Genomic DNA, 23,494 nt, shown 5'->3' on the forward strand with positions numbered 1-23,494 from the left:
TTAACCTTTTGGCTTAATTGGATTAAAAGCTTGTTCGCAGCGCAACTCTATTGTATTGCCCTGCGGGTCGTGAATATAAATAGACTCTCCATACCCTTGCGCGCCATAGCGCTGCGTGAAGTCACCCACCTCTATGTTGTGCGCTGTTAGGTGCGTGCGAATATCATCTTGCGATACCGACTTAAGTATTAAACAAAAATGATCAAGGTGATTACCTGTTTTTGTCGGTGCCCCACCGCCCTGTTGGCCAAGTGGTTTATCTACTTGGACTAAATCAATCAGAGCTGAGCCTGCACGCAGTTGTGTGAGGCCAAGCTCTGGTAAGGCGCGCTCAATTTGACAGCCGAGCACTTTGGTATAAAACGCCACCATGTTAGTTAACTGTGTGGTGCGCAACACAATATGATCAATCCCTAAAATGTGTAACATTGCGTACTCCTGTTTTGCTTCTTGTTTGACGTCCTGCTTGATGTGACAGAATATATTCAACCCTAACTTAATGCTGAGTAACTTTAAATAAAAAATCACACCAATTGGTTTGGCCTAATAAAAGAGTTTGCCTGCTAAAAATAATAATATCCCCCCGCACACTTGTTACGATACAGCAACTTAGCCACTATAAACACCAACAATTGCCGTTAAGATAATCTAAAACAGCATTACCTTTAAGTCGTTTGCAAGCCTTAATGCACAACATCGTCCTCTTAGATGGATCAATGTATTTAATTACCCGCTCATATCGCCCATAACTTAACCGAAGGCTGTTAAGTAACCTTGTGTTAACACGCTGTATTTGCTGTAATGGCGCTCTTAACTGATACAAAGTGATACATTTACACAATATGTGATACGTCTTTTTAACGGCTGAGTTCATACACTTGACCCAACAAACAAAAACGATCACAGGGATTTTATGACACACTTCAAATACAGCATGTTGGCAAGCGTAGTTGCAACCACATTATTACTGACCCCATCATTTTACGCATCGGCTCACGACCCCGTTGAACCAGCAATCAAACAAGCTCCACAAAGTGATGAGAAAAAAACACAGCCACCGCTGACCCAAGATGATTATCGCCAAATTTTAATTACTTTTGAAAAAGAACAAGCAGCCAACTGCAAAATCGATTGCAAAGTAAACCGTCATCACAGTATCGAAATCACACATGATGAAGACAATGACGAGGATGATGACATTGATTTTCGTTTTGAGTCTAACCCGCGCGATGGCTTTTATTTAGGGTTAAGTGCCATTAGCAGTTTTGGTGATGACTTTCGTTATCCTTCTGATGACGAACCAAGTTCACAATTTGATATCGACTTAAGTTACCGTGTGCAACTGCTTGGTTTTTTTATTGAATCACCAAGCTTAAGTACCCGCCGTATGCATGGTATGTATTCGCTGCCTGCGTGGGGTTTTAATGTAATTAATACCGATACTTGGTCATTTGATGTCTTTTATCAACGTAATAACAAAGGCATTGAAGGCCTCGAAGGTTTGCAAATTCGCAACCTCGATAAACGTGGTGGCTTAAGAGCAACCGGTTATTTTGATAACAGCCAATTAGAACTCATTTATTCACCTTTTAGCCGCAATAATGTGGGCAGTGATGGGGTTGAAGCGTCGGTTTCATATAGCTATAACGGACAGTTTAAAAACTGGAGTTACTATGCAAACCTGGGCATGCAATACCGCTCACGTGAAGTATTGCCACAGCCAAGTGACTTAGTGCAATACGATAGCCGCAGCGGTTTATCTAAAAGTGATGGCCTAAGCCGCGCTGCTGAAATTGGTTTTGAATACCCCATTACTACAGACTGGGTATTTGGTACGTTTGTCAGTTACAACAAAGTCTCTAATCGCACTATTATTGAGCGCCCGCAACTTGCTAACGATGGTGTTAGAGCGGGCATGTTACTCAGTTTTGTCTTTTAAGGTGGCCACTATGACGCACTTTAAAACAAAACCCCATCTTGCTTATGTATGGGTGCTGCTTGGCTTGATGACTTATTTGTCTTTTACTCAAGCCATGGCTGAGCCTCTTGAGCAAGCAACCATGACGCTTAATCCTGAGCAATGTATTGCAATGCAACAAGGGCAAGATTGTTATGTCACGGTTGAAATTAATTGGCAAAGTGCCGCGCTGCTTGATGTCTGTTTGTATGCCAATCACACTCAGCAGGCACTTTTTTGCTGGCAAAATGCGCAGCAAGGGGCCTTTAAGCAAGAGCTTAAAACCAATCAAAATGTTGATTTTGCCTTACGATCCAATAACAACAGTACGCCTTTAGCAACTAGCCAATTAAAAATTGCGTGGGTGCATAAGAAAAAAGGGAAACCACGGCTCTCATGGCGACTGTTTTAGTCGCCAATCTTTCAGATATTAAAGGTAACTCATGGACACATTGCACACCGCCCATTTACTGCTGGTAGAAGACGATGTTGAACTCGCCACCTGGATTGAAGAATACTTATCGGCGCGCGGGTTTAACGTTACCACTTGTCATCGTGGCGACGAAGCGGTCACGCTCATCAAAAATCTCAACCCAGATTGTGTTTTACTCGATGGCATGTTGCCAGGCATGGATGGTTTTGAAGTCTGTAAAACCGTACGCCCTGACTTTATTAATCCAATTATTATGATCACCGCGCGCGATGAAGAGATTGATGAAATTCTAGGACTAGAAATGGGCGCAGATGACTACATCACTAAACCCGTGCGTGCGCGGGTATTATTGACCCGCATCAAAGGGCTGCTGCGTCAACAAGAGCGATTTAATCCTGCGAGTGAATTCCCCCTCAGCCCGCCAGCAACATCGGTGCATTTACTGCAATTTAATGGTTTGAGTATTAACGAATTAACGCGCAGCGTTCATTTAGATGGCGAGTCTATTAAGCTTTCTTCCAATGAATTTGATGTGCTGTGGTTTTTAGCCTCCCGCGCGGGTGAGGTGGTGCAACGAGATGATTTGGTGAGCCATTTTCGAGGCTTTGAATACGATGGATTCGATCGCTCTATCGATTTGCGTATTTCTCGTATCCGCAAAAAGCTCAACGACAGCCCCCAAGAACCCTTTCGTATCAAAACCATTTGGGGCAAAGGTTATTTATTTGCCAAAGACGTGTGGTAAGCCAATGCGAAATTTAACGCTATCACTGTTGGCAGTGGTTTTAATTGCCACCATGGGTTTAGGTTGGATGTTTGATGCACTGTATAACCAATACAGCGAACAGAGCGAACTCAATCAAAATGACCCGTTAATGGTTTTAGAACCGCTTGGGCAAAACATGGCTGATACGCTCAATAGCCAGCCTCATCCCAATGAATTTATTACCGATTGGCCAAATAATAATGCTTATACGCTCGCATTAACGTCAATCAACCAAACGCTTATTCCACCAGCGCTTAAAAACGATTTACTTAACGGCAAACCCTTAGTGCTTGAAACCGATACCGACTTAACGCTGTATTATTATCTCGCCAACCATGCCAGTGTGCTCATGCTGCGTGCTCCTATGTTGAATCCAAATCGAGATAACGCCGATTTACGCTTGGTGCTCACCAGCTTATTTTATTTTGTCATGCTACTTTTAATGGTGGCTTGGCTGGCACCGCTTGCACTTCGCCTATTGGCGCTTCGCAAAACCGCAAAATTATTTGGTGAAGGGCAATTAAATCAACGCATTAGTGTGGGCAGCATTTCGTATATTAAAGACATCGAAACCGAGTTTAACCACATGGCTGAGCGCATTGAAGCGCTGGTCAATGATGTTAAATTACTCAGCAGCGCTGTGTCACATGATTTGCGCACGCCGCTTGCGCGTATTCGTTTTGGGATCGATACCTTGCAAGAAGAAGATGACCCCGTGCTGCGTAAACGTTACGAGCAACGAATTAGCGACAACGTCGATGAAATGGTCGACTTAGTCGAAACCCTACTCAATTACGCACGACTCGACCAAGCCATGATAAGCCTTACAAAATCGGCCGTTAATGTGAATGACTTAGTGACACATTGCCTAAAAAACAAAACCTGCGATGGGCGAACGCTTAACTACTTGCCAGCAGCAACGCCGTGTTTTATCGATGGTGACCAAGCTTATTTAAATATTTTAATCAATAACTTAGTACAAAACGCACTACAATATTGCAAGCAACACGTCACCATTGAGGTGTTTATGCAGTCTGATACAGTCTCTATTAATATCAGTGACGATGGCCCTGGGATTGCGCCCGACCTCTACGCAACCATGTTGCAACCTTTTACGCGCGGAGAGCTGCATCGCCAAACCATTAAGGGCTTTGGCATGGGGCTTGCCATCGCAACAAGAGTCACCAAGTGGCACCATGGCACACTCACTATCGGCAAAAGCGATACCTTAGGCGGCGCTAAATTTAGCCTGACTTTACCGAAAAAAAACGTGAAAGATGCCTCAATAGCGCAGCAATAAATTGTGTGACCCACTTGGCTGGTTTAAATCAGCTAAGCGCGCTTGGCTAATTCCAACCAAAAAAAGGTATAAATATGAACTCATTATTTAAACAACATCGCATTGTGCTCACCTTATTAGTCAGCATGTATATTGTAACAACCTTAACATGGCAATACTTAACTTCAGGCGTGCCTGCGCACCATTTGTTTGCAGACCCAAGTTTACCTAAAATTTCAAATTGGTGGGGGCTGGCAATTTTACCTCTGTATAGTTGGGTGCTTACTAGCTTAATAACCAAACAATACGGCGCACACTTTCCCAAAAAAATATGGCTGCAATTCTCGGCCGCTGGCCTTTATGCGCTTATTATTACTGTGTTATTTTATACTGGTCATCAAAACCTCGTTGCCATGTTGGCGGTGCCAACCATTTTAATTGCCGCTTTATTTTTTCCTGTTTATCAAGCAGCGTTTTTACTCGGTTATGTGGTGGTTTCAAGCTACGGATTTGGTGCATTTTTACCTGCGGTATTTGGGCTTGTTTTTGCGGCTATGGCATGGGTAGTCCACAAATTGGTGCGTTTGGTTGCGCGCTACCTTTTTAAGCCTAGAGTGGGCAAATAAATTTTTGATTGAAGAATACAACTACGCTGTTATTTAACCCTAAATGTTATTGGGAATGTGTATGCTTGACATAACTGGGCTAAATGAAGGTTATTTGGCGCAATTGTTAACTGATAACGCCCTTTTTTCAACGCATAAGCATCGCTTAATACTAAGCTCATCATGGTTTTTTCTTGTGGCGCAAGGTTGAGATAATCTGCTTTTGCTGGCTGCCCCCGCTTTGCAAGCGGCCCTTGGTATATCACATCTTGATTATTTTCATCCTTTATTATAAACATCTCGGACCAAAACCCTTCCAAAGGTGTTTGCCAAGTCAATACAGATTGGATTTGACTGGTTTGATTATGCACTGAAAAAGTCAGTAATACCGCCTCGTTGGCTGAAGCCGATTTAATTGAAAAATCACACAGTATCTCAGGCGTTGCCATAGCAGCTCCTAGTTTAAATAATAAAAGAAATAAAACGGTTTTTATCATATAGAATTTATTGTCCTTTTGGTGGGAGCTACAATTAAGCAACTAAAAGCGAGACAAAGACAGCTCCTTTATCTCGCATGTTGACTTAATTTACGCTAAATGGATATTGCTCAAACTAATTTTGTCTTGGGGTATTTTCAGCAAAATACTCATGGCTATCAGCATTATTTAATGCTTGATCTGGGTTAGAAATTGCCAAGCTTTTTGCTCCAGCTTGACCATAAACAATATCATCAGTACCCGCAACAGCCGTAAAGTGACTCAACTCATGTACTATGGTTCCCGCACGTGAGTCAGTGCCTAGCTCATTAGCAGACCAAAATGCATTACATAAATACACCTTGTAAGGCTGATTAGGATATACATAAGCAAAATATGACTTGCTACAGCTGCAATCGAATGTAAGTGGTTTATTGTCAATCGCATCATTAATCGCATCAAAATGACCCGTAGCGATATTGTAACGAGCTGTTGTGGCCTGACCAAACCAAGTTTGATAACGCGTAGATGGGTTTGAAGCTGAATGACTTGATAAATACGATACTGCGTCATTGGCAATTTGATCCGCAGCAGCGAGCGCACTTAAAATTGCCGATTGCTCGCTATTAGAACAACGCCCGGTAAAACAGGTACCCGATGAACAATCACTGGTGCCCGAGCCTGGTTTGCCTTTGTTTGCAGTGCCTTTAGCTAATCCTTCGCCCCAAAATGAAACTGAATTTGAACTTAAGTTTTGAAGTTCACGCTTATTGCTATTAATTGATTGATTGCTAAATAAATCCAACGACACCACGTTATAGCTTACTTCATAATTACCCGGCGCTGAGAAATCATATAAAGAGGACAATTCAAACTTTTTCGTAATGGTTTGGCCTTTTTTAAGTTTGATGTAATCTTTTTCAGCAGGTGCTGGGCGTTTGTAGTGCGGGCCATTAAACGTCACCTTTTCGCCATCGCGGGTGATGTTAAAAATCGCTTCTTCTTCTAAGTCAGTGTACCAACCTAATATTTTTTCGTTACCTTTACCGTTATTGGTCAACGATAAGGTCGCTAAAACATTACCATTATCTTGCATATCGACATTTAATTGTACGTCAATATTATGCTGAGCTGCGTGTGCTTGCATGGCTAACAAACCAGCAAGAGTGAATACGGTGCGTGAGAGTTTTTTCATTTTATTGCCTTATTATTAATTATGTGGTGTTGCCAATTTAATAACAACAAAACAAAAGATACAACTTATTAACAATTTAGCAACTCAAAACAAACAATTTTCAACTTGTCAGATCTGTTGAATAACAGCGTTCAACATATGAGGCGACTTTGTTCAAAAACCCACATTAAGAGCCAATTCAACCCCATTAACAGCAAAATACACCCAAGTAAGTAATATTGGTTTTAACGCTTAACTTTAGGCTTTAATCACTTCTCTGACTTGAGGTAATAAACGCCGGCTTACAGGAATGGCATGATTATTATCCACTATTAAAAAGCCAGCACTGCTGCTGTCGCTAGTTTTTGCAGCCGATTTGAGCGCATTAACACAATCAAGATTCACAAGATAAGAGCGGTGCACCTTCATAAAGGTATCGGGTAACTGCAGCTGTAAACTTTTTAAACTGCCGCTAAATAAGCGTTGTTTATTATCTGTCAGCATAATGTCGACATAATCTCCTGCCGCTTTGCAAAAAATAATGTCTGCCGTATTAAGGATTTCGGTTTGCCCTGCACTGTTAAGGGTTAATTTAGGCGGTGCTTGATGTTGCACCGATTGGGCTAAACGAAATTCCAGTTTAGCTATTTGTTTTTGTTCATCGGCAAGTGTCGCTTTATGAGCAATCAGTTCTTGCGCTTGCTTAATCAGCAAGACCATCATCAAAGCAGTAATAATGTAGTAAAACAAGATTGAATGGAACGTTGCAACAGTGATCAAGGCGACCAAATCAAACAGGAGTAAAATCACAACATAAGTCAGTAAGGTTTGAGTACGCTGCAAGTAAACTTGCCAACCCAGTAATACAGTCACCATAATCGCAGGCACTAAAATGGCGGCCGCAGTTTTAACATCAAACCAGGGAATAAAATAAATCGTCATCACACTTGTCACCGTGCCAAGCAGCAACCATATTTGACGATAGAGAATGGCAAATTTACTCAAACAAACCCACAGCAAACAGACACCAAAACCAAAGGCACTGATCACAATCAGGATTAATCGTAAATCCTGAAACGGGTAATCGTACTGAAACAAACCTCGAGACAACTCTAAAAACAACTGAGCAATTGCAAAAAATACCATTAAAAAAAGCCAACGCTCATGATGCGGTGACTGCGCTTTTATACTTAAAGCCGCAAGATAAACCGCGCCAATTAGTAACGCGCCCAATAACAAAAGTGAAACCAACATATTGTTTTGAAAAAAATCTTGGCTCGAACCGTATTCACCTATTCCGGCAAAGTGCATCGGACTCGATAAATCCAGCCAACCATGATGGGACGATAAATGAAAGATCACCTCATTTGGGCCAAGCTTTAGCAACTCATTAGGGACATAAAACCGCACATCCATTTTACCCACAAACTCACGTTCTGGGTTGCTGTGCGGCGTGCCATTTTGGCCGATTTTTACGCCGTTAAAATACACTTCGCTCGAGGTTTTGCCAAAAAGGTAAAACGCACTGGCTTGCTGTAAATCTAAATAAGGCTGATTTATCGTCAGTATTGCTTTGACCCAAAGATGATTATTTTGTGGATTTAATTCATAAAAGCGTATGGTTTTACATTCGGGTTCGCTAAAAGTTGGCGGTACATTTTGCTCAAACTGCGCAGGGCACACTTTGACTGCTTGGGCGTCAATACTGATAAGATCTCTGGCAACGGCTTGTTTGGCAAAACACATTAAGCCTAGAATGGCTATTAGGTAAAAACGAAAACTCAACTGTGAAATTTGCTGCAAAATAACCCTACCACTTATCGAAAAAACACAACCACTTAACGGTTTAACCTTAAAAATCAATGCACTTAGTAGATTAGTAGCTGCAAAGATAACTCATTGCAGTTTAAATGAATCCCAGTTAAACAACGAGGATTTTTACTATGCTTAATTTCAACTATAAATTACTAAGCCAAATAACGACTACTTTATTGACACTTTGGGTATCAGACACGTTTGCCACAGCATTACCAGTAACAAGCCAAACATATCAAAACGAGCAAGCCATTGTATTTGAAACCATGGATGGTCAAAAAACCGCAGCGTTTAGTGGATTTTTACAGGTGCCCGAAAATCGCGCTAATCCAGCCAGCCGAAAAATATCGATTCATTACGTGCGCTTTCCTGCCACAGGTAATCAAGCTGGCTCGCCTATTGTGTATTTATCAGGTGGGCCTGGCGGCTCTGGGATCAGTACTGCAAAATACCCTAATTTTCGCTTTCCACTTTTTATGGCACTCAGAGAATTTGGTGATGTGATAGCACTTGATCAACGAGGCACTGGGTTATCAAAAGACACACCTACTTGCCAGTCAAGCCAAGTAACCCCTATGACCCAAGTACAAACAGCAGATGAAATCAATGCTCTTTATAAACAAGCAGCCAAAGAATGTACTGATTTTTGGCAACAAGCGGGGGTTGATATTTTAGGTTATACCACAGTGCAAAATGCCCATGATTTAAATGCGCTACGAGAGCATTTAGACGCTAAAAAAATAACACTCTGGGGGATTTCTTACGGCAGCCATTTAGCACTTGCAGCGCTAAAACTATTTCCAAATGAGATAGACAAGGTAGTGATTGCCAGCGCTGAAGGGCTCAATCAAACCGTTAAATTGCCTGCACAAACAGATGCGTACTTTGAGCGTTTACAACACGCTATCAATACTCAACCTAATGCGGCAGCGCTTTATCCTGATCTCAAAGCATTAATAAAACGCGTTCATGCCAAACTTGAATTACAACCAATAGCTGTAAAACTTACGCAAAAAGATGGCCCTGAATTGGACTTTTTATTTCAAAAACACCATTTACAAGCATTGGCATCGGGCATGATTGCCGACCCGCAACGCTTTGTTGGGTTATTACTCAAACTGTATAATGACCTTGATACAGGCCAAGTTGAGATGCTAAATGCGGTATTAAAACGTGGTTATTTTAATGACAATCGCATTAAGTTTGAGGCGATGCCTTTTGCGATGGATATCGCATCTGGTATTAGTGATGCACGCTTAACAAAAGTAAATGAACAAGCTAAAACCAGCTTATTAGGGTTAGCGCTAAACTTCCCGATGCCCCAACTGAATAAACAAGTGCCCAACTTAGATTTAGGTGATGGGTTTCGAACTCAACCAAGCAGTTCAGTGCCAACACTACTTTTGTCAGGCACGCTTGATGGCCGAACTTATTTAGCCAGCCAATATGAGGCAACCGCTGGGCTCACAAACCTGCAAAAGGTGACAGTACAAAATGCAGGACATAATTTATTTATGAGTTCACCTGATGTCACTGAGGTAATTAAGGAATTTCTCGCTGGCAAGCCCCTGAGCCACACCACCATCACCATTGAATTACCTGATTTTAGTAAATAACGTCTCTACGCTGGTAAAACCCTTATCTAGAACTAAGGTTAATACCCAAGCGCTCAATAATAAAAACAAAAAAAATCAGCCCGTTGAGTTTTCAACTGGCTGATTTTTCATCTTAACCCAATTGGCTAACTACAAGCTTAAGTGCTGAGCAGCCGCTTGGCCAAATTCAAATACATTAAGCTGACCACACTTAGCAAAGTGATTATTACTGGCATAGGGTGCATTAGCTTGTTGGATATCGCTCTCCCAACCTTGGCCATTTTCAACATAGGCTTTGAGTTCAAACCAGCCATTAACCGTATTACTGCAATCCATTTGCACATCAAACAACCAATAATGTTGGCCAAATGTATTAAGTGGAGTTTCACCATAACCATCATTGGCTACGGTTTTTTTTGCACCCCAACTAGCGGGCCAAACATCAGTTGTCCAATCAAGCGGGCTACCTTGTGCTTGCGCAGCTTGATTTGTTTCGCCGCCCTGCCAATTGAGTAACGTATCGCCTTGTTTGTACATTGCAGTCGTTGGGTTTTTAAGATTATTGTGATTGATTGTTAACGCGCAGTCATTTGGGGTTGTTGTGCAATCGCGCCCTAATGAAGTGGCAAATTGATGATCTATACCACCGCGAATAAACATATCTTGCCCAGCTTGAGTTTGCGCTTTAATCATTACCACAGTGCGTTGCATTGTTGGCGTTTCATTTAAAGGTTCAAGTCGACTCTGTTTATGCACCGCAATGGCATTCATTGCACTGACAGAAAGTGAGGTAAAACCAGCACTATTGACCAATATAGTTTGACCAAAGCACTGGGTTTTATCGGCTGAAATGCGCCCTTGCAATACATCACAGTATTCCCCTTGCGCTAAGCCTGTTTGCAAAGTAGCCATTAATGACGAGGACTCCCGATTAATAGCCACAAAGCCCTCTGCACCGCGAGAAAAAGCAATCTGATTATTACCATTATCCCACCAGTTACTAACTTGCCATGCAGCTGTGGTATTGTTTCTAAAATCAACCGCACCGGCAATCATGTCTTTGCGATGCTCACACTGCCAACCTTGTATGGTGCAATTTACTTGGCCATTTTGGTGAATTGATTCGCCAGGGGCGCCCGCGTCAGTATCATGATGAAAGTTGTAGCTCGACATCACTTTTGGATAACCATACGGATAGGCAAGCATAAAAACATTAGCCAATTCGTACAGCTTGCCATCTTCGAACGTTATCACATTGCCAGCACCACCATGACCGCGCTGGTTGTCATGATTATCAACAAATACCACCGCCTTGTGACTAGGCATCATGCCCCACACTTCACCAAATTGGCTCAACCAAGCTAACTTGCCCGTTTTAAATGTTCGGCCTAACTCTGTACTGTATTTAAATTCGGTTACTAAACCATTATTAAAATATTCGCTGGCTGATACGGCTTCAGCTCCTTGATCTATAACTTCTTGAAAGATAAGTGGTGAGCCATTCACTTTGGCTAAAATACTGGCAATATCACCGGCAGGCATGTGTTTTGATGCATCTAAACGCATGCCTTTGACCCCTAAACCGACTAAATCATTTAAAAATTCGGCAAGAGTATCTTGCACATAACTTGATGCGGTATTTAAATCGGGCAATCCAACTAATTCACAATGTTGCACTCGCCAAGCATTATTACCGTAATCTTCCCCATTTATGGTGCACGTGGTATGAAAATCCTGGGGGCTATAAATTGGATATTGTTTTGCCGAAAACGCACTACCTGCTACCCCTCTGCCACTTCCTGCCGCCATGTGATTAATGACCGCATCAACATAAATATCAACCCCGACCGCTTGGCAACGACTGACCATATTAGCAAAAGCGGTGCGGTTTCCGCCTCGGCTTTGCAACTGGTAACTAACAGGCTGATAGCGGGTCCACCATTGGCTGCCTGTAACATGCTCATTTGGCGGGGATACTTGAACAGCGGCATAGCCTTTTGGGCCTAAAAATGTTTCACATTCTGTCGCCACATCTTGCCAATTCCATTCAAATAAATGAACAAAAGTGGTGGGGGCCGCGTGAATGCTAATGCTTGGAAAAAAGAATAAGCTTGTTGCAATTGCTGAAATAGTGCTATTTTTCATGGTGTGCTCTTTTTGTTATTGTTTACAATTTAATAACAATAGCGAACCTTATTCGGAAACACCCTTTGAATACGTATGCAAAAAAAATAAGAGATGCGTATTAGCTATTGAAAAAAACCAATTTTAAAAGCGACACGCTAAAGCAGCAACCGATCCCCCTCTTCACAGAACACTAATATTGATAGGTAAAACAATTTCAAATTGAGTCGAGATCCCTTTTGGCAGCTCCTCTTGCTGTTTAATGCTAACGCTTCCTTGTAAAATTTTTGTCGCCCATTGCTTTACCATAGATAATCCAAGTCCTGTATGGCCATGATTGCGTGAGGATGTAACAAAGGGCTCAAATAGCTTATCTCGCAAGTCGGGATTAATGCCCATGCCATTATCACTAACTGTGATGCAAATCGTTTTAAGGTCAAGATTGAATACTCTGACATCAATTTGACCTACCTCCCCCTCATTAAAACCATGCTCTAATGCATTGAGAATTAAGTTTTCCAATAGTTGAGAAATAATACCAGGCCTGCTAACTAAATTGCAGTTAGTCTCAATATGTTTATTTAACGCAACCCTTGAGGTTTTAAACTTAGGATGTAAAACAGCAAATAAATCATCAACAATTTTATTCATATCACAGCTAACGAGCTGCTCACTGGCCCTATCTATTGCCATTCGTTTAAAGCTTTTAATATGCATCACCGCTTTATCTAAATTCAAGCGCGATAAATATAAGTTATCATTGATTGAAACTAAGCTTTCATCTAAATATTGTTTTGTAAGCCCTTTTTGAATTTGATCTTGCAGTTTTTGGCAAATAACCTGCGCATTGGAAGTTGAAATCACAGCCCCACCAACTGGCGTATTCATTTCATGCGCAATGCCAGCCACCATCATACCAAGTGAAGATAACTTCTGTGCCTCAACCAGATCTTTTTGTAACTTCTGCTGCTGAATTAGGTTTTTGTTTAATTTTTGGTTTGCGACAGTCAGGGCCTGTTGTTCTTGTTGCAGCTCTATCGCACTACTTAATAATTTGAGCTTGAAGTGATATTCACGCCAAAGATATACACCAAATATAGCCACCAATATCAGCATAGTAAGGCCCGCCGTTTGGATGGCATGCCAAAATAAATTTTGCAGCACTTCATCAATACTTTTAACAAGTAAAATTACATAGTTAGTTTCTACTTCTGATGTATTGTCATCAAACATCAGCATTTTAATAAAGCTTTTTACTCTGTGCTCTGCAAAATGACCTATTTCTTCTATCGGTAATGATGCTATATGTTGCCAAAGTTTTGGGGACTCTTCGGCTAACGACGGGGTCTGTGCATCAAACATAAAAGCCCACTCTTTACTTTTATCTTGATGTAATAACCAATGACCCTCTGAATTTAAAACAAATAACTGCGCTTTAGCTTCAGAATGTGAAGCAAACTGTTTAAATAAGTCAGATAAATTAAAATTAACCACCAATAATCCATCAAAATAATAGTCGGAACTATTGGTGCGGTAAGTTGCACGCAATGTCGGTTGATAAGGCTTAACAATCACCTTATTTTCAATGTTTAAATCTAATACTGAGGTATAGATATTAGGTGGTTTAACTAACATACCTTGTTGAAAATAATATCTTAGTTTTTTGTTTTGGAGTTCATTTTCTGGGATCACCTCATACGCATTATTTTCAAAATTAACCCTAAAACGCTCTTGGCCTGACGCATCAAGCCAGCGAATTTGTGAAATAAGATCCGTGGCAGAACCAAAGTCGATGAAGTGCTGTAATACCTTAGAATTTATCTGATTCAAATTAACCGAGTCACTGTTGTCAGTTGTGCTTTTTAAGGCATTATCGGCAACAAGTAACTTCATCAGCTGTCGAATACTGCCGAGTTCTCGATTAAATAGATTATGCGATCGAAAAATGAGATCATCTTGAATATCTTGAATACTGTTTAGTTTTGCTTGATATTGTTGATAAAACACAAGGCAACTAAACAAGAATGAAGCAACAATTGCACCTGTTAGCGTTATTACAAAGCTACGCTTAATCGAAGCTACTTGCTTAAGCATCTGTTATCTGCCATGAAGCTTTTCGTTATTTTTTAACCAAACAAGTAAATCATCCATAAACATGGGTTTGGCAAATAAATAGCCTTGTGCAATTCGACAGCCAATGTTTGATAGCCATTCTTGCTCGTACTTATTTTCAACCCCTTCCGCTATCACTTCAAAACCAAAGGTATCAGCCAGCATCATAATCATATTGATAATATGCTCATTAGACTCGTTATTTTGTAAATTACTTACAAAACAACGGTCTATTTTGATTGCATGAGCTGGTATTTGCGCTATATGTTGCAGTGAAGAATAACCAGTGCCAAAATCATCTATGCTAATTTTAATCCCTAACTTTGCAAACTTGTGCAACGTTTTATTGACCTTTTCATAATTAAAAATAGCTTGAGTTTCGGTCACTTCTAATTCTAATTGTTGTGGTGATACCCCATATTTTGCAATTTTTTCTGTCATTTCAACAAAATATTGATCAGATAATAAATCAGAAGTGGATGCATTAAATGCAATAGGTAAACAATAACCATGGCAATTTAATACGTTTGTCGCTTCAAGTATTTTATCAAATATTAATTTATCGAGCACACTAATTAGCCCTGCCGTTTCTGCTAACTCAATAAACTCATCTGGACTAATAAACGTACCATCCGCTAATTGCCAACGAGCGAGTGCCTCAAAACCAACAACTTTGTGCGAATTCAAATTTACTTTAGGTTGCAGAGCAATCATAAGTTCATTATTTCTAATTGCCGAGCGCAGCTTTAACATCAAATCAAATCGGCGTGTTAACGCTTGAGTATTGGCCGGAGTGAATCGAATAAACTCTGCTAAATTAATGTTTGCTTCATTTAAGGTCGACTCGGCTAAGTTAAAGATTTGACTGGCGTTATTTTGCAGCACAGAATTCAAGTCAACGGCCAAAACTCGAACATCCATAATTTGTAGTACACCGTCAGCCACAAAAGCTTGTCGGTTGAAAGAATCAATAACCGAGTCACTTAATGGGGGGTCGTTGGCAATTAACACACCCAAACTATCATTTTTAAATAACGCAATCCTCGGTGAATAGCTTGCCAACTGCTGCTGTATATTGAGCTGTAACCTTTTTAAGGTTTTATTACAAAACTCATAACCAAAACTAAATGACTTTTCATCAAATTGAAGTATTTCAAATACTAACAGCAACGTTTTTTGCTGCTCACTCGCATTCATATTTTCAATTTCACGCTGTAACCAATTACGGTTTGGCATATTGAGCGCAACGTCGGTATAGGCAAGTTCGGTGAGTCGATTTAATAAAGCTATATTACTAAATCCGGTACTCACATTTTCACTAAACACTTGTAATAAATAAATATTTTGCTGACTTATAGGGTTGTCAGATTTTACAATTGTGATGTAATGGTTATTATCAAAATCAGGTGTCTCGAAATAAAATACTGTATGGTGCGGGCTAAAAACATGTGTTTTAGTGTGTATGGATTTTTTAACTGCTTGATAAATTTCATCATCAAGTGATTTAGCCGTAAGGAACTGCCCTTCCAACCCTCTAAAACAACCACTGGTTGTTATCACTTTGGGCGCAACTTCAGAATGTTGAGTATTACCAGAGCACAGCACACCGCCCCCTTCGGAGATATTTAAAATATTAGTGATTTCGTCTAAAACCGCTGATGAAAATGACTCGATATCATGTTTACTGTTTATGCTTCTTGCAGCGTCTAATACCAATTGCAAGCCATGCTTGGCCGCAGAAATCTGCACAATATAATTATATGTTCGAAGGTTACTGTTAACTATAGAGTGTAGTTTTTCGATGGTGATATCTGATTTATTCCAGTACTCATCAATATCGAGTGATTCCATCACTTTACGCTCTGGCGCAAAACTAGGTTGGCCCGTCAATAAGACAATTCGCATCTCTCGGTTACCAATCACATTACGTATGGTATCAACGAGCCTTAAACCAGAATCATCGTCCTCCATCACCACATCAATAAATACCAATGCAATATCGCTATTTCGCGCTAAAACCAAGGCAGCTTCAGTCACCGACTGAGCAGTTAAGATGTCTAATTGAATACCATCATCCAGGGTGAGTGCTTTAAAACTATTAATGAGGGCATTTTGATAATTTATATCGTCTTCAACGGTTAGGATTTTTACTAGATTTTTATTTTCTTCAGGCAGAGAGTTGTTTTCAACAAACTCAAATAATACATTTTCAGCGCTAGTCATTAACCTCTCCTTTGATTAACCTTGCGTTATTTGCTTTATAAAAAGTATAAAACCAATACTTAGCTAAAAAAATATAGTACATAGTTAATATTTAAGATAATTTTTATTTTTAAACTTAAATAGTTAGACGCTAAAATCAGGTGTGAAAAAAGCAGCACCACCTGGCACTCTAACGCAGTTAACATTAAAAATAGTATTTTGGCCCTTGAAGAATCTGCAGCACCATTGAACGTAACAACTTAACTTATGAAAAAGCGATTTGCACACGCTCGTTACATAATTTAAGTGACCCTAGGTTTGCATAGTCAAATATCACGCATAACGCATAACGCAGCGAATATTTTTACTCAGATATGCTGCGCATTTTAAATATTACGGTGAACTTTGCCGCGCGCTAAGCCGTATTTAGTGTTGTTAATCTGCATACCTCGTTTTGTAATGTACGCCCTAGGTATGTGTCTAATCTTAATTGTTTTTAATCTGCCAAAAAGGTGAGCCTTAGTGATGAATACCGCATTAGCAAGTTTACTTTCTAACCACAACCTTGAAACGAGCGACATTCTTGAAGCCCTCATTACGTCATGCAATCAAGATGTGTCTGAATTTGAGCATATGCACAACGCACTAGAGCAATCCAAACAGCAGATAAATGCGCTACAAGATCAAATAAGCCAACTACAAGCTAAAAACCTCCAACTACTGATTGAGCGTGATAGATACCACGAAAAAGTATTGGAACTTCAAAATATTAACGAACCTACTGCGCCAAGCAACGACACCTTAGATCAATACAAAAAGCAACTGGCCGAGTTTAAAACTATTGCGCCTACAGCCAAAAAAGTACGCGCTAAAATTAAAGAACTTAAAGATCGCAATCAAACCTTGCATACCAAAGCCAACCATAGCCAAATGCAACTGCTGCAACTAAAACAAAAGCTGATACAACCCAACGCACTTGATGATGCAATCTGGCGCGATAATCACACTTATGAATGCATTTACCGCTTAAAAGAACAAGTTATTTTTAGTTTACAAGGTCAAGCAAAAGCCTATACCGGCTTTATTTATCTCGACGGTAAAGGCAATGGTAAAGTAATTTGTTTTGAAGCTAATGGCTTGATTAATGTACCGATGGCACACGGCAGTATTGATACCATCAGCGATAAAGCTGAGCACTTTATGACCGACTATTTTAAGACTTATCAACACTTATTAGTTTTAGGTGAATTGCTATAAATACCCTAGCTATGTGGCCTTACAAGGGGAATTTCTATTCAAATCAACAGCTTTAATTAGTCAAAATCAGTCATGTCGCATAGTGTTTTATTTAAATCGCTTAGAGTTAACTAAGCGCATTTTTATCTAAAATGCCTTTAGCAACCAATTGATTTAATAAAAACGCCGTTTTTTCTCGGCAAACATCACGCAATAAACGCACAGCCGGCGTAATCGATTGGCGGCTTGGGCATATTAACCAAAGCTCAGCACTGATATGCGGGTAATCAGGCATCAAAGCCACTACTTTATCATTGAGTAAGTCCTCTGCAATATCGAGTGCTGATTTAACCGCCACACCTTTACCCGCCACACACCATCGCCGCACTAAATCACCATCATTTGAAGCGCGGCGACCATCCATTTTGACCTTAAATTTGCTTTCACCATCGGTAAACTCCCAAACATTATTGATAATATCTTGCAGCTGATAAAAAAGCCCTTGATGACGGCTTAAATCATCTGGATGGGTTGGATAACCATGTTGATCTAAATACGCTTGGCTGGCACACAATAAGCGCGGCACTTGGCCAATTTTAAAACCATACATACTTGCATCGCTGGGCGAACCATAACGCAGGGCAATATCTACCGAGTCACGATAAAAATCGATATTACTGTCACTGATGTGTGTTCTTAAACTCACTTTTGGGTAGCTATCCATGATTTCATCTATCCAGGGGATCACTAAATTGCGCCCTAAATCAGATGACAATGCAATACGCAGTTCGCCTTCAATTTCATCATGTTCCCCTTTGAGATTTTGCCTTGCTTGCTCAAGCACGAGCAATGCTTGTTCACATTGCGGAATATAACGCTCTCCAGCAGATGAAAGTCTCAAATGGCGTGTTGTACGGACAAATAACTCAGTACCGAGTTCTGTTTCAACTCGTTTAATCGCAGCACTTGCCGTTGCAATGCGCATATCTAGTTTCGCCGCAGCAAGGGTAATGCTTCTAAACTCAGCGACTTTGAGAATAAGTTTTAAGTCTTCAATCTGCATATTATCTATATTTTTTTGATAATGATTCAATAATTATCCTGTTTAATTAATACAAAGCAAGAACTACCATAGCGGCCATATCATCAAATATGGTGAGCACTATTTTTTATTCATTTTTAAGGAATTAAAGTGAGCAAACTCACAATTTTGGCCAATGTTTTTGCCAAAAACGACATGATAGAGTTAGTAAAAACCGAGTTGATAAAACTCATTGCAGCGACCCGTGCTGAGCCTGACTGTATCAATTATAACTTACACCAAGACAATGATAACCAAACTCACTTTATGCTTTATGAAAACTGGCAAAATCGCGAAGCCTTACTCGCCCACATGAATACACCACACTTTAAGCAGTATTTAGTTGCAACTGAAGACGCCGTTGAATCATTTACGCTTAACGAAATGACGTCTATCAACTAATTTTAAACATTAAACTTATTCAGGAGAGTGCCATGACACACCCAATTATTAGCGACCTCAACAAACGCTATACCACCAAAAAATACGATGCAACTAAACGAATTGCACCTGAAGATTTAGCCGTAATTTATGAAGCCATGCGTTTATCTCCCTCATCAATTAATTCTCAACCTTGGAAGTTTATTGTGATTGAGTCTGATGAAGCTAAGCAACGTATGCACGACTCATTTGCTAATAAATTTCAATTTAATCAGCCGCATATTAAAGCAGCATCTCACATCATTTTATTTGCTCATCAACCAAAATATAGCCGTGATGATTATGCCAAAGTCATTGAAGCAGATATTAAAAATGGCCGTACAAAAGCAGAAAATCGTGAGCAAGCATTTGGTGCATTTGCGTTTGTTGACTTAAATACCGATGAAACCGGTAACAATGCCACATGGACAAAAGCTCAAACCTATATTGCGCTTGGAAATACCATGCATGCAGCAGCGCGTTTGGGGATTGACTCAACCCCGATGGAGGGGGTAGATGCCGAGCTAATCGGTGAAATTTTTAAGGCCGAATTAAACGGTTATGTCTGTGATGTGGCGCTTGCGTTAGGCTATCACTTACCAAGTGAAGACTATAATGCTGCCCTACCAAAATCACGCCTTGCGGCAGAGCAAGTTATCCAAGTTATTTAATCACACATAAAACAGCAAACTGGCTCGCCAGATTGGAGCTAGTGAGTCTAGTCAATGAGCTCTCACCTATCGTAGAGCTCTTTCAACTAGGCCGTGTTGACCTTTGTGGATTGAAATTTGTTTAATCTAGGGGTAATTTAATCGCGGCACGAGGTTGGTAACTGGGCTAAGTAAAAATCTCGAAAGGCCAACAGATCCCATTTAAGGAGAGTGATAGAGATATTGGCTATCGATAAAACTTGCGAGTCGCTCAATGCCTTCCTGAAAATTTTTCCGTCCAAGCCCTAGGCGAAAATAGTTACCCGTTAAACCAAATAAACGACTTGGCAAAATCAGGGTTTGTTGCTCATTTGCCAACTCTTGAGCAAACAGTTCAATCGGCATTGCATGATTAAACTTAACTAGTGCCAGGGAGCCAGCTTGTGGCGGATGCCAAGAAAATAACCCTTTATAGGCTGTCATAAAGCGCTCAAAATGGGCGATATTATCGCGTATTTGCTGGTTATTTCGGGCTAATATCAACTCGCTGTGCAAAAGTGCAATACGTGCTAGTTGTTCATCAACTGCTGAGCCACAAATTGAACCGTAGCTTTTTACGCTCAGCATTTTTTGCAGTAATGCTTTATCTTGCGTTATGGCCCAACCAATTCTAATACCCGCTAACCCTAAACTTTTGGACATCACCCCAAAGTGAATAGTTTTATCATATTCACTAAATAAACTGCGCAGTGGCTCACTTTCGCTATAACCTTGCAAGGCAACTTCGTCGGCCAAAATAAAACTACCCACGTTTGCCGCCATCTGGCAGATTGCGCTCGCTTGCTGCTGATTTAGCACACTACCGGTTGGGTTATGAGGCATATTAATAATAATGAGCCGAGTCCGAGAGTTAATAAGCTGTTGTAATGCTTCAATATCGTACTGCCAATGCTGTTTTTCTTGTAATGCAATAGTGTGAACTTTGGCCCCAAGCACCTTAGGTAAATACTCAAGCGATGGATAACAAGGAGTAAATACAATCACTTCGTCATCAGCAGATAAAATACTGCTCATTAGGGCAAAAATAGCTTCCTGCGCACCACAAAAAGTGGCCACATTATCGGCATTAAAGGCAGCGCTTAATCCTTGACTATGAAAACGTGCAATCTGTTGGCGCAATAATAATGAACCTTTAATTGGCGCATAACCAAGCGACACATTACTTAATGTATCAGGATCGAGTGCAAGTAATTCATCAAGATTTAATCCTTCAGCACACGAATCGCTCAGATTAAGGGTGATTTCGGTATTGAGGCTTTGCATAAAAGCTAAATGTTTTGGTTGTTCAAATACTAAGGTGGTCATCAACTTTCCCTAATAATACGCACAAACAATTGCGGCCCCTTAATGAGGCCGCAAAAAAGTAATGACGCTAGGCTATTGCTTTCGCTGCCAAATCGTCAACTCAGACTGAGTTAAAACAGTTTGGCGCAGGTTTAATTGCATCGCTTGATTTACATTGGTTTCGGTCAACAAGGTAAACTGGCTTTTAAGTTGCTGATTTAACCCATCACGCCCGGTAAAGTTTTCACCATTGACCTTAAAACCACCAAGCCATTTTGTTGGCTGCGTAATACTAACGTGCCACTGATAATCATTGTTAAGTACCAAGATCCCTTTTGGGTTTAATCGCTCAGACAGTGCCGTTAAAAAGGCAGCAGGATCATAAACATGGCTCAGTACCAAGTTACAGAAAATTAAATCGTAACCACTAAACTGAGGTTTTAAATTATGGCCATCACCTTGATAAAAATCAACTTTATCTGTCAACTCAGCCAAACCAAGCTGCGAAGCACTGACTTCAAAAAAGTCGACCAATTGACCTTCGATTGGCGTCGCATAACGCAGCAGTTGGCCTTCTTTAAAGGCTAAAGCATGTGAAATATTACGCGCAGTAAAATCAATACCATCAACCTTATCGAAATAACGCGCCAGTTCAAAACTGCCTCGCCCAACCGAGCAACCAATATCAAGTGCACGTTTTTGCTCAAACGAATGGCCAACTAATTGAGCCATGGCCGTGGTCACGGCGCTTACTAGGCTATTATCAAATTGACCAAGCGGTTGACCATAATGTTTTGCCAATTCATTGGCAATATTGGCATCCATTTCATAACTGGCAACGGGATCAAGCGGCACTTTTGCACTAGTACTTTCGATATAACGAAAACCGGCATGCTGAAAAAAGTGACGACGAAATGCATAGCGAGAATGCATCACCGCTTCATTACCGGTTGAAATCCACGATCCGCCTTTAATTAAATTATGTTTACCATCAAATGTTGGGGTCGAAAAATCATCGTAAAGGGGGTGAACCTTAAACCCTGCAAAACCATCGATTGGGGTTTCAGTCCACTGCCATGCATTGCCAAGCACATCAAAAACACCATTGGTTTCAAAACGATTAACCGGACATGACGAGGCAAAAAATTCTAAATTGGTATTTCCTGGCGCCTCAGACCAAGTGGTTAAATCTTGTGGCTGAGTTTCGCGCAGCAGTTGCCACTCGGCTTCAGTGGGTAGGCGAATAAGGCGCCCTGTTTCTTGCGCTAACCAATTACAAAATGCTTTGGCTTCTAGGTAATTCACTTCAACCGGCCAATTGAGCGGTAACAGCATCTCACCAAGCAGATTACGCTGATATAACTGACCATCACGCTTAAACCAAAAACGTGGCAGCTGCGGTTTCATTGACGCGAGCCATTGCTGACCTTCTTCAGTCCAGTATTGAGTTGCCAGGTAGCCTCCGGCTTCAACAAACGCTAAAAACTCTTGGTTCGAGACCAGATACTGGCTTGCAGCAAAGTCATCAACCTTTACTTGTTTATCACCATATTCGTTATCCCAACCATACGTTGCATTACTGTCGGGCTTACCTAATTGCACCGTGCGACCAGTTTGAGCAACCAAGGTATTTGTTGGCGCAGCACCAGACTCGGTGCACGCTTGCCAGCCCTCAACCGGGGTCAAATGCGCTAAATCCAGCATACGAATGATCACTGATGATGTTTCAAGATGAATACGCTCATGCTCAATGCCCATTAAAATAATCCACGCCAATGAATCTTGCGTAATCGGCAAACTCAGCGGCATAGCATCAATAATGCCATTGATAAGCTCATTAACTTGATTACGATAGGCTCGTACTTCATCAATTGCAGGCCAATCATAATTTTCGCTGTTGAGATCATCCCATGACATTTCATCAACACCCACCGCACAAATCGACTCTAAATGTGGGTTAATTCGGCTCTCGATATATTTGCCCAAAATCAGTTTATTGATATAAAACGTGGCGGTATGACCAAAATAAAAGACCAAAGGATGACGCAATTTTTCGGCTTTAATGTAAAACGCATCGTCATTATTGATGTTGCTAAACAACGACTCATATTGTGCCCAGCTATTGTTAAAATAGGCTTTAATATGCGCTCGTTTTTCTTGCTCTGATTGCCCACAAAGTAAAGGCGGCTTTAAGGTAGTGGCGAGTTTAGTCATAGTCATTATCT

General features: G+C 40.7%; 19 protein-coding genes. 9 read left to right on the top strand and 10 right to left on the bottom strand.

The features are described from left to right. Positions 1 to 429, bottom strand: a complete 429-nt coding sequence (locus PTUN_RS09900) for a VOC family protein (protein WP_009840123.1) — start codon at positions 427 to 429, stop codon at positions 1 to 3. A gap of 484 nt (positions 430 to 913) precedes the next feature. Between PTUN_RS09900 and PTUN_RS09905 the strand changes: the two genes are divergently transcribed. The 5 genes from PTUN_RS09905 to PTUN_RS09925 all read left to right on the top strand — a co-directional run bounded on the left by PTUN_RS09905 (position 914) and on the right by PTUN_RS09925 (position 5,061). After that, positions 914 to 1,939, top strand: coding sequence for a MipA/OmpV family protein (locus tag PTUN_RS09905; RefSeq protein ID WP_040644159.1), 1,026 nt, complete (start codon positions 914 to 916; stop codon positions 1,937 to 1,939). Between the two features lie 10 nt (positions 1,940 to 1,949). Next, positions 1,950 to 2,369 (top strand): DUF3019 domain-containing protein, encoded by a 420-nt coding sequence (locus PTUN_RS09910; RefSeq protein ID WP_009840125.1) that lies wholly within the window; start codon positions 1,950 to 1,952, stop codon positions 2,367 to 2,369. Between the two features lie 31 nt (positions 2,370 to 2,400). Continuing rightward, entirely contained in the window at positions 2,401 to 3,135 is a 735-nt protein-coding gene (locus PTUN_RS09915; protein WP_009840126.1) for a response regulator, read from the top strand. 4 nt (positions 3,136 to 3,139) lie between these two features. Continuing rightward, the gene (locus PTUN_RS09920; RefSeq protein WP_009840127.1) at positions 3,140 to 4,456 is read left to right on the top strand and encodes a sensor histidine kinase; all 1,317 of its coding nucleotides are present in this window, start codon (positions 3,140 to 3,142) and stop codon (positions 4,454 to 4,456) included. 74 nt (positions 4,457 to 4,530) lie between these two features. Further along, positions 4,531 to 5,061 carry a hypothetical protein gene (locus PTUN_RS09925; RefSeq protein ID WP_009840128.1) on the top strand — a complete coding sequence of 177 codons (531 nt, stop codon included), beginning with the start codon at positions 4,531 to 4,533 and terminating at the stop codon, positions 5,059 to 5,061. Between the two features lie 29 nt (positions 5,062 to 5,090). On the opposite strand, the gene PTUN_RS09930 is transcribed toward PTUN_RS09925, so the two are convergent. The 3 genes from PTUN_RS09930 to PTUN_RS09940 form a co-directional block, all read right to left on the bottom strand. Next, positions 5,091 to 5,489, bottom strand: a complete 399-nt coding sequence (locus tag PTUN_RS09930; protein WP_096035246.1) for a hypothetical protein — start codon at positions 5,487 to 5,489, stop codon at positions 5,091 to 5,093. Between the two features lie 163 nt (positions 5,490 to 5,652). Beyond that, positions 5,653 to 6,711, bottom strand: a complete 1,059-nt coding sequence (locus PTUN_RS09935) for a M35 family metalloendopeptidase (protein WP_009840130.1) — start codon at positions 6,709 to 6,711, stop codon at positions 5,653 to 5,655. Positions 6,712 to 6,948: 237 nt separating this feature from the next. Beyond that, positions 6,949 to 8,493, bottom strand: a complete 1,545-nt coding sequence (locus tag PTUN_RS09940) for a LytR/AlgR family response regulator transcription factor (RefSeq protein ID WP_096035247.1) — start codon at positions 8,491 to 8,493, stop codon at positions 6,949 to 6,951. A gap of 140 nt (positions 8,494 to 8,633) precedes the next feature. Between PTUN_RS09940 and PTUN_RS09945 the strand changes: the two genes are divergently transcribed. Continuing rightward, positions 8,634 to 10,121 (top strand): alpha/beta fold hydrolase, encoded by a 1,488-nt coding sequence (locus PTUN_RS09945; RefSeq protein ID WP_009840132.1) that lies wholly within the window; start codon positions 8,634 to 8,636, stop codon positions 10,119 to 10,121. 129 nt (positions 10,122 to 10,250) lie between these two features. Here the strand turns inward: PTUN_RS09945 and PTUN_RS09950 are convergent, their stop codons facing one another. The 3 genes from PTUN_RS09950 to PTUN_RS09960 form a co-directional block, all read right to left on the bottom strand. Beyond that, positions 10,251 to 12,245 (bottom strand): alpha-amylase, encoded by a 1,995-nt coding sequence (locus PTUN_RS09950; RefSeq protein WP_009840133.1) that lies wholly within the window; start codon positions 12,243 to 12,245, stop codon positions 10,251 to 10,253. Between the two features lie 162 nt (positions 12,246 to 12,407). Further along, positions 12,408 to 14,318 (bottom strand): sensor histidine kinase, encoded by a 1,911-nt coding sequence (locus PTUN_RS09955; protein ID WP_009840134.1) that lies wholly within the window; start codon positions 14,316 to 14,318, stop codon positions 12,408 to 12,410. 3 nt (positions 14,319 to 14,321) lie between these two features. Beyond that, positions 14,322 to 16,559 (bottom strand): EAL domain-containing response regulator, encoded by a 2,238-nt coding sequence (locus PTUN_RS09960; protein WP_009840135.1) that lies wholly within the window; start codon positions 16,557 to 16,559, stop codon positions 14,322 to 14,324. 504 nt (positions 16,560 to 17,063) lie between these two features. Here PTUN_RS09960 and PTUN_RS09965 point away from each other — a divergent pair. Continuing rightward, positions 17,064 to 17,795, top strand: a complete 732-nt coding sequence (locus PTUN_RS09965; RefSeq protein WP_009840137.1) for a hypothetical protein — start codon at positions 17,064 to 17,066, stop codon at positions 17,793 to 17,795. 106 nt (positions 17,796 to 17,901) lie between these two features. On the opposite strand, the gene PTUN_RS09970 is transcribed toward PTUN_RS09965, so the two are convergent. Next, entirely contained in the window at positions 17,902 to 18,837 is a 936-nt protein-coding gene (locus PTUN_RS09970) for a LysR family transcriptional regulator (protein ID WP_009840138.1), read from the bottom strand. Positions 18,838 to 18,966: 129 nt separating this feature from the next. Between PTUN_RS09970 and PTUN_RS09975 the strand changes: the two genes are divergently transcribed. Then, positions 18,967 to 19,257: a putative quinol monooxygenase gene (locus PTUN_RS09975; protein ID WP_009840139.1), complete on the top strand. Its 291-nt coding sequence runs from the start codon at positions 18,967 to 18,969 to the stop codon at positions 19,255 to 19,257. 32 nt (positions 19,258 to 19,289) lie between these two features. After that, complete coding sequence (locus tag PTUN_RS09980) at positions 19,290 to 19,946, top strand: nitroreductase family protein (RefSeq protein WP_009840140.1); 657 nt, start codon at positions 19,290 to 19,292, stop codon at positions 19,944 to 19,946. A gap of 201 nt (positions 19,947 to 20,147) precedes the next feature. Here the strand turns inward: PTUN_RS09980 and PTUN_RS09985 are convergent, their stop codons facing one another. Continuing rightward, positions 20,148 to 21,290, bottom strand: coding sequence for an aminotransferase class I/II-fold pyridoxal phosphate-dependent enzyme (locus tag PTUN_RS09985; RefSeq protein WP_009840141.1), 1,143 nt, complete (start codon positions 21,288 to 21,290; stop codon positions 20,148 to 20,150). Between the two features lie 72 nt (positions 21,291 to 21,362). Then, positions 21,363 to 23,483, bottom strand: coding sequence for a 5-histidylcysteine sulfoxide synthase (gene ovoA, locus PTUN_RS09990; protein ID WP_009840142.1), 2,121 nt, complete (start codon positions 23,481 to 23,483; stop codon positions 21,363 to 21,365). Between the last annotated feature and the right edge of the window lie 11 nt (positions 23,484 to 23,494).

Source organism: Pseudoalteromonas tunicata, from assembly GCF_002310815.1.
Classification (GTDB): Bacteria; Pseudomonadota; Gammaproteobacteria; order Enterobacterales; family Alteromonadaceae; genus Pseudoalteromonas; species Pseudoalteromonas tunicata.

Coding starts and splice junctions, on each gene's coding strand:
- PTUN_RS09900 (WP_009840123.1), bottom strand. CDS start 429: ATGTTACACATTTTAGGGATTGATCATATTGTGTTGCGCACCACACAG.
- PTUN_RS09905 (WP_040644159.1), top strand. CDS start 914: ATGACACACTTCAAATACAGCATGTTGGCAAGCGTAGTTGCAACCACA.
- PTUN_RS09910 (WP_009840125.1), top strand. CDS start 1,950: ATGACGCACTTTAAAACAAAACCCCATCTTGCTTATGTATGGGTGCTG.
- PTUN_RS09915 (WP_009840126.1), top strand. CDS start 2,401: ATGGACACATTGCACACCGCCCATTTACTGCTGGTAGAAGACGATGTT.
- PTUN_RS09920 (WP_009840127.1), top strand. CDS start 3,140: ATGCGAAATTTAACGCTATCACTGTTGGCAGTGGTTTTAATTGCCACC.
- PTUN_RS09925 (WP_009840128.1), top strand. CDS start 4,531: ATGAACTCATTATTTAAACAACATCGCATTGTGCTCACCTTATTAGTC.
- PTUN_RS09930 (WP_096035246.1), bottom strand. CDS start 5,489: ATGGCAACGCCTGAGATACTGTGTGATTTTTCAATTAAATCGGCTTCA.
- PTUN_RS09935 (WP_009840130.1), bottom strand. CDS start 6,711: ATGAAAAAACTCTCACGCACCGTATTCACTCTTGCTGGTTTGTTAGCC.
- PTUN_RS09945 (WP_009840132.1), top strand. CDS start 8,634: ATGCTTAATTTCAACTATAAATTACTAAGCCAAATAACGACTACTTTA.
- PTUN_RS09950 (WP_009840133.1), bottom strand. CDS start 12,245: ATGAAAAATAGCACTATTTCAGCAATTGCAACAAGCTTATTCTTTTTT.
- PTUN_RS09955 (WP_009840134.1), bottom strand. CDS start 14,318: ATGCTTAAGCAAGTAGCTTCGATTAAGCGTAGCTTTGTAATAACGCTA.
- PTUN_RS09960 (WP_009840135.1), bottom strand. CDS start 16,559: ATGACTAGCGCTGAAAATGTATTATTTGAGTTTGTTGAAAACAACTCT.
- PTUN_RS09965 (WP_009840137.1), top strand. CDS start 17,064: ATGAATACCGCATTAGCAAGTTTACTTTCTAACCACAACCTTGAAACG.
- PTUN_RS09970 (WP_009840138.1), bottom strand. CDS start 18,837: ATGCAGATTGAAGACTTAAAACTTATTCTCAAAGTCGCTGAGTTTAGA.
- PTUN_RS09980 (WP_009840140.1), top strand. CDS start 19,290: ATGACACACCCAATTATTAGCGACCTCAACAAACGCTATACCACCAAA.
- PTUN_RS09985 (WP_009840141.1), bottom strand. CDS start 21,290: ATGACCACCTTAGTATTTGAACAACCAAAACATTTAGCTTTTATGCAA.
- ovoA (WP_009840142.1), bottom strand. CDS start 23,483: ATGACTAAACTCGCCACTACCTTAAAGCCGCCTTTACTTTGTGGGCAA.